This is a genomic window from Gracilibacillus pellucidus (genome assembly GCF_033949965.1).
GTDB lineage: Bacteria > Bacillota > Bacilli > Bacillales > Amphibacillaceae > Gracilibacillus > Gracilibacillus pellucidus.
In genome coordinates this window covers 59,981-66,558 of sequence record NZ_JAWZSR010000012.1, presented here as the reverse complement: position 1 = coordinate 66,558, position 6,578 = coordinate 59,981, and the positions used below count along the sequence as shown (strand labels likewise).

8 protein-coding genes and 1 riboswitch are annotated in these 6,578 nt (G+C 38.1%); all 8 genes read left to right on the top strand.

What is annotated here, in order from left to right; translation table 11 throughout:
* The first annotated feature begins 358 nt into the window (after positions 1-358).
* Positions 359-468, top strand: a riboswitch (TPP riboswitch).
* A gap of 84 nt (positions 469-552) precedes the next feature.
* On the top strand, positions 553-1,530 hold the full coding sequence (locus tag SH601_RS15950; protein ID WP_319959329.1) for an ABC transporter substrate-binding protein: 978 nt from the start codon (positions 553-555) through the stop codon (positions 1,528-1,530).
* A 13-nt stretch (positions 1,531-1,543) separates the two neighbouring features.
* Positions 1,544-1,837, top strand: a complete 294-nt coding sequence (locus SH601_RS15945) for an MTH1187 family thiamine-binding protein (protein ID WP_319959328.1) — start codon at positions 1,544-1,546, stop codon at positions 1,835-1,837.
* Between the two features lie 75 nt (positions 1,838-1,912).
* A complete protein-coding gene (locus tag SH601_RS15940) occupies positions 1,913-2,668 on the top strand; it encodes an ABC transporter permease (protein ID WP_319959327.1) in 756 nt (251 codons plus the stop codon).
* Positions 2,669-3,412, top strand: a complete 744-nt coding sequence (locus tag SH601_RS15935) for an ABC transporter ATP-binding protein (RefSeq protein WP_319959326.1) — start codon at positions 2,669-2,671, stop codon at positions 3,410-3,412.
* Entirely contained in the window at positions 3,405-4,184 is a 780-nt protein-coding gene (locus SH601_RS15930; RefSeq protein WP_319959325.1) for a TatD family hydrolase, read from the top strand. The genes SH601_RS15935 and SH601_RS15930 overlap by 8 nt, the downstream gene beginning before the upstream one ends.
* 86 nt (positions 4,185-4,270) lie before the next feature.
* Positions 4,271-4,642 carry a cupredoxin domain-containing protein gene (locus tag SH601_RS15925; protein WP_319959324.1) on the top strand — a complete coding sequence of 124 codons (372 nt, stop codon included), beginning with the start codon at positions 4,271-4,273 and terminating at the stop codon, positions 4,640-4,642.
* A gap of 194 nt (positions 4,643-4,836) precedes the next feature.
* Positions 4,837-5,520, top strand: a complete 684-nt coding sequence (locus SH601_RS15920) for an RluA family pseudouridine synthase (RefSeq protein ID WP_319959323.1) — start codon at positions 4,837-4,839, stop codon at positions 5,518-5,520.
* Between the two features lie 16 nt (positions 5,521-5,536).
* The gene (locus SH601_RS15915) at positions 5,537-6,556 is read left to right on the top strand and encodes an LLM class flavin-dependent oxidoreductase (RefSeq protein ID WP_319959322.1); all 1,020 of its coding nucleotides are present in this window, start codon (positions 5,537-5,539) and stop codon (positions 6,554-6,556) included.
* The last annotated feature ends 22 nt before the right edge of the window (positions 6,557-6,578 follow it).

Below are 6,578 nucleotides of genomic sequence, written 5' to 3'. Positions count from 1 at the left end.
TGCCCCGTTGGCAATAGAGGTTTTATATAACATGTGAACACCTACACATAGAAGGACCATTAGACTTATCATTATCAAAAGATATCTAAAGCTCACTCATAGGTTGGGAACTTGTATCATGAATTTACACAATAAAATGGACTTGACTGTAGGAGTAGAATTTCGGTCATTCATCAGCTTATTTTAGGCTGTTATTTTTCGACCGACTATTCTTATAGTTCGTTCAACCATTTGAATAAAGGCTTGATAGTCTGCCTTCATTGGTCTAATGCTTTGACTCTTTCTAGTTGTGCTTGCATTTGTACAGAAAACTTGAACAAAAATGCAAATTGTGTCAAAGTATAAGGTGGCAATGAAATATGTCATGTAGGGGGACCGGTGTTGCTGGTTGAGATTGTATCCGTGAGATGCTGACCCTTAGAACCTGATCTGGTTAGAACCAGCGTAGGGAACATATGAGATAATTGATATCTATATGTGCACACCCTAGGCTTCATGTCTAGGGTGTTTTTTCTTATATGTTCTTTTTAAAACAAGGAAGAGGGGATTATCATGAAGAAATTATTATGGATGGTGGCAGGAATATTGGTACTAATTCTTGCTGCTTGTGGAGGAGAAGACTCCTCGGAAGATTTAGAGAAAGTAACTTTTGTACTAGATTGGACGCCAAATACGAACCATACTGGAATATATGTTGCAGAGGCAAAAGGATACTATGAAGAGGAAGGGTTAGACGTTGATATTGTCATGCCAGGGGAAGCTGGAGCAGATCAAACAGTTGCTGCTGGGCAGGCGCAATTTGGCATAAGCTATCAAGAACAAGTAACAGAAGCTCGTACACAGGATATACCTCTTGTTTCTGTAGCAGCAGTTATTCAACATAATACATCAGGACTTGCTGCACCAGTGGAAAAAGGTATTACTTCTCCGGAAGACTTTGTAGGTAAAACATATGGTGGCTGGGGTGCACCAGTAGAATCCGCTGTCATCGATGCGTTAATGAAGCAAGAAGGAGCATCAGTGGACGATGTAGAAGTGTTGAATATCGGAAATACCGATTTCTTTACTGCGGTCGAACGTGATGTTGATTTTGCTTGGATCTATTATGGATGGACAGGTATTGAAGCAGAACTTCGCGGAACAGATATTGATATGATTTACTTAACAGACTATTCGGATAAACTAGATTATTATACACCTGTTATTACAACAAATGAGGAAATGATCGAAGAACATCCAGAAACAATTAAACATTTTCTTGCAGCTGTAAATCGAGGTTATCAAGACGCAATTGATAATCCTAGTGAAGCAGCTGATATTTTAGTAGCAGCTGTTCCTGATTTAGACGAAGAATTAGTTCATGCGAGTCAAGAATGGATTTCACCTAGATATCAGGATGATGCTACTAGGTGGGGCGAACAATCAAGAGATATTTGGAGCAATTATGCAGAATTTATGTTTGATAATGATTTGTTAGAAAAAGAATTAGATGTTGATGAAGCATTTACTAATGAGTTTTTACCAGAATAATGGAGGGTGGATAATGGCACAAAGTTTAGTAAGTATACAAATTATTCCGAAGACACCAACTGGAGAAGACTCGATTCCGTTTGTCGATGAGGCAATTAAGATAATCGAGCAGTCAGGTGTCAGCTATCAAGTACATCCGTTAGAAACAACGATGGAAGGCGATCTACAGGAATTGCTCGCTGTTATCGAGAAAATGAATGCGCGAATGCATGAATTAGACTGTCCAAGTGTGATTTCACAAGTGAAAATCTATTCACGCAAAGACAGGCAAGCATCAATGACGAATCTTACTGAAAAATATCGCTAATGGTAAAAGTGGCCAGCAAATATAAAAAGGTGGCCATCAAGTCGAAAAAATGGCCACTAAATAGGAGTATGCAGTATGTTAAGAAAGTCTTCTTTACCAATTATTGTGATTGTTAGTTTGTTTATAATATGGGAAGCGGCAAGTCGGATATTTACTATTCCGACTTGGGTTCTTCCAGCTCCAACTGTTATTTTAGCTGAAGCAATCAATGGTTGGAGTAATTATCAGCACCACATTTTTTCTACGCTATCATTAACGGTTAGTGGATTTGTTCTAGGTGCAGGAGTAGGTTTAATTATCGCGATTGTACTACATTTATTACCAAAAATTCGTGAGGCGCTCTATCCACTATTAATTATGTCACAAAACATACCAATTATTGTGTTAGCGCCGCTTCTAGTTATTTGGTTTGGTTTTGGCATCACACCAAAACTATTAATTATTACATTGGTTTGTTTTTTCCCTGTCGCTGTTTCCATGATAGACGGACTAAGGCATACTAATCAAGATCTCGTCCATTATATGAAAATGGCAGGAGCAACGAAAAAGCAAATTTTCACAAAACTAGAGCTTCCTCATGCATTACCACAGTTCTTTTCTGGCTTAAAAATATCTGCTACGTACAGTGTAATGGGCGCAGTTATTTCAGAGTGGTTAGGTGCTAATAAAGGGATTGGTGTGTATATGACGTTAGCTTCTTCTTCCTTTCGGACAGATCGTGTTTTTGTTGCCATTTTATTTATTATGATTTTATGTATGGTCTTCTTTGCACTTATTATGTTAGCGGAGAAAATCTGCTTGAAATGGCAGACAAATAAGGGGGAGAAATAATTGGGAACGTTAGAGCTTACGAACATTACCAAAAAATTTGGTGAGCAAGTGATTCTAGATAACTTGAATTTACAAGTGCATGATGGAGAGTTTGTCTCTTTACTCGGTCCATCAGGAAGTGGTAAAAGTACGATATTTCATTTGATTGGTGGAATATATCAAGCAGATAACGGAACCATTAAATTAGACAATGAAATCATCAACGGTCAAAGGGGTACGATCAGCTATATGCCACAAACTGCCTCACTTTTTCCTTGGCGCACGGTATTAGAAAATGTCGTACTAGGTGCTGAATTACATGGAAAGCCTGACAAGCAAAAAGCGTTTCATATGTTAGAGAAGGCAGGATTAAAAGAATATGCGAATGCCTATCCACGTGAATTATCAGGTGGTATGCAACAACGTGTTGCGTTTGTACGTAGTTTGTTAAGTCCACAGCCATTTATTTGTTTAGATGAGCCTTTTTCTGCGTTAGATGAGTTTACCAGATTAGAAATGCAAAAATGGTTGCTGTCTATTTGGGAAGAAGAGCGACCATCTGTTTTATTTGTGACACATAATATTGAAGAAGCAATTTTGTTGTCAGACAGAGTGCTCGTATTAGGTGAAAAACCTGCTAATGTAATCAAGGAAGTAACGATTGATTTCAAGCGACCAAGAGATGAGGAGCTCACATTAACGGCAGAGTTTCTTACGATAAAAAGAGAAATTTATCAGACGCTAAGAGGTGTTATCGATGATTGATGCACATATCCATTTGGATTGGTATACACGAGATGAACAAAAAACGATGATGGAGACATTAGAAATAGATGGATTAGTTGCTGTTTCAAGTGATCTAGCTAGTTGTGAACAAGTATGGAAATTATCAAAGCAATATGCTAACGTTTCTCCAGCATTTGGTTGGCACCCTGAACAAGCATTGCCAACCGAAGAAGAGCTAGAAAATATCGAAAAAATGATTCATAGCTACCATAAACAAATCGTTGCTATTGGGGAAGTTGGTTTACCTTTTTACAAAAGAAAAGAAGACCCTACGCTTGATCAGCAACCTTATATCCAGGTATTAGAGCGGTTTATGGTGCTTGCCAGCAAGTACGACCTGCCGATTGTTCTACATGCTGTCTATGATGATGCACAGCTAGTATGTGACTTGTTGGTGAAACATAACGTAAACCGTGCTCATTTTCACTGGTTTAAAGGTGATCTGAAGACAATTAAACGAATGATTGACAGGCAATATATGATTTCTATTACACCCGATTGTTTATATGAAACAGAAATTCAAGCTTTAATTAAGTCCTATCCATTAGAATTAATGATGGTAGAAACAGATGGTCCATGGCCGTTTGAGGGACCATTCCAAGGGAAAATGACCCATCCAAACATGATTAAAGAAGTAATCAATCAAATCGCTAAATTGAAAAATATCACAATAATAGAAGCGAAAGAACAATTAACTAGTAATACATATAATTTTTATCATCGTTTAAACGTCGATAAAACCACCCGCTGATTGCAGTCTCCCTTTACGAATAAGGGAGAAACTGCTAGATTAGTAAAAAGAAAACGCTATAATAATGATGTGGAGGGGTGCGAAAAATGAAACGACTTATATTTCTTATGACAACAGTTACACTAGCTGTCGTTCTAACGGCTTGCGGTGAAAATAAGGAAAAGGCTAGTGCAGAAGTAGAACCGGAACAAGCTACTGAGGATAGTGAAGTGGTCGAAGTGAAAGCGTACAACTGGGAATTTGATCAAGAAGAGTATACGGTGCCAGCTGGAGATGTAACCGTAACATTAATAAATGAAGAAGGTTATCATGGGATTGAAGTCGAAGGAACAAATATTGTCCTTTCAGACGAAGGCTCAGCAACAGCGAATTTAGAGCCGGGTGAATATACGATTAAATGCTCTATTCCTTGTGGTGTCGGTCATCACGATATGGTTGCTACCTTAGTTGTTGGATAAAGTCAAGAGGTCCCCTTATGTATAAGGGGGCCTTTAATGTTAGAATAGAGATAACAAACGCAGCAATCACATCAAGAAAATGGATGAAAGATGAGTAGAAACCGTGTCGTATAAATTCCTATTAGTAATGGGAGTTTTGCATAGTTAGTGACAGATTCACTCATAGTGATAGTTGAAAGTAAAGGAGTTACATAATGAACATTAATATTTTATATGAGGACAATCATTTATTAGTAGTAGAAAAGCCAGTAAATGTCCCTGTACAGCTAGATGAAAGTAAAGATCAAGATTTATTGACTATATTGAAGCAAGATATTAAGGAGCGTTACAATAAGCCGGGTAATGTATATTTAGGACTTGTTCATCGGCTTGATCGACCTGTTGGCGGAGTAATGGTCTTTGCTAAAACATCCAAAGCAGCCTCGCGTTTATCTGATACGATTCGTAAAAACGAGCTAGGCAAAACCTATTTAGCAGTTGTTAGAGGGGTACCTGAACAACAGGCAGAGCTCGTTGATTATCTATGGAAGGATCGTAGCAAAAATATCGTAACGGTTTCATCAAAAAATAACCGAGAAGCAAAAAAAGCGATACTGGATTATCAATTGCTAGCATCAAACAAAGGATTAAGCTTAGTAAAAATTCATTTACATACAGGTCGTCCGCACCAAATCAGAGTGCAATTTGCTTCAAGAGGATATCCGCTTTACGGTGATCAAAAGTATGGAGAAAAAGTAAATAAGCCAGGTCAGCAAATTGCTTTATGGTCACACGAATTACAGTTAGTCCATCCTGTTAAAAAGGAAGAGATGAGCATACAATCCTTCCCACCAGAGGAGTATCCATGGTCAAATTGGGATACATTACTTACTAAATAGAGAGAGGGCGAGTAAGATGGAATTTGGGGTATATAGCTTAACAGAAATAATGGAAAATCCGAAAACGAAACAAAAGATGTCTGTGAAAGAACGGATGGATATGTTAGTAGACATGGCTGTATATGCTGATAAGGCAGGAATTGATTTGTTTGGAGTAGGGGAGCATCATCGTTTAGATTATGCTGTCTCCTCACCTCAAATGTTATTGTCTGCTATTTCGCAGAAGACGAGCAAGATTAAATTAACCGCATTAACGTCATTACTAAATACGGCAGATCCTGTTAGATTGTTTGAAGATTTTGCAACACTTGATTTATTATCGGGCGGAAGAGTGGAATTTACAGCTGGAAGAGGTGCTTTTGTCGAGTCTTTTCCGTTGTTTGGCTACAATGAAAAAGATTATGATCAGTTGTTTGAAGAACATTTACAATTACTTCTGCAGCTTAATCAACATGAAAGCGTTACGTGGAAGGGGACATATCGCTCTTCTTTAAATGATGCAGAGGTTGCACCGCGACCATACCAACAACAATTGCCGATATCTATTGGAGTGGGCGGAACGGTAGAAAGTGCAGAACGAGCTGGACGTAATGGTTGTGGTTTAACGGTTGTCATGATAGGTGGTATTTCTAAAAAATATAAACCTTTAGTCGATAGGTATCGTAATGTATACGAAGGAAACAAACCATTCGTTGCTATGTCAGGGCACACGCTTATTCGTGAAACGGAAAAAGAATTAGAAGAAGATTTTTATGCTTATTATGCGAGCTACTGGGATCATTTAACGAAGCAAGGAATTGGTGGTGCGATGGGAGCAGCAAGGTCAGATTTAGAATTTGTCACAAGTAAAGAGTCAACATTATTCGTCGGGACACCAGCACAAATCGTTGATAAAATTTTGTATCAACACCAATTATTTGCGCATGATCGATTTAATGCACAAGTTGATTTTGGTGGACAACCGCTATCATCGATCGTAAAGACCATCGATTTATTAGCCAATCAAGTTATGCCTGAGGTTAAGCGCATGCTATAATAGGTTTGTAAGCGATTTAAAA

What these genes read in the sequence shown, in the direction of transcription:
- SH601_RS15950 (WP_319959329.1), top strand. Translation starts at nt 553, where the DNA reads ATGAAGAAATTATTATGGATGGTGGCAGGAATATTGGTACTAATTCTT.
- SH601_RS15945 (WP_319959328.1), top strand. Translation starts at nt 1,544, where the DNA reads ATGGCACAAAGTTTAGTAAGTATACAAATTATTCCGAAGACACCAACT.
- SH601_RS15940 (WP_319959327.1), top strand. Translation starts at nt 1,913, where the DNA reads ATGTTAAGAAAGTCTTCTTTACCAATTATTGTGATTGTTAGTTTGTTT.
- SH601_RS15930 (WP_319959325.1), top strand. Translation starts at nt 3,405, where the DNA reads ATGATTGATGCACATATCCATTTGGATTGGTATACACGAGATGAACAA.
- SH601_RS15925 (WP_319959324.1), top strand. Translation starts at nt 4,271, where the DNA reads ATGAAACGACTTATATTTCTTATGACAACAGTTACACTAGCTGTCGTT.
- SH601_RS15920 (WP_319959323.1), top strand. Translation starts at nt 4,837, where the DNA reads ATGAACATTAATATTTTATATGAGGACAATCATTTATTAGTAGTAGAA.
- SH601_RS15915 (WP_319959322.1), top strand. Translation starts at nt 5,537, where the DNA reads ATGGAATTTGGGGTATATAGCTTAACAGAAATAATGGAAAATCCGAAA.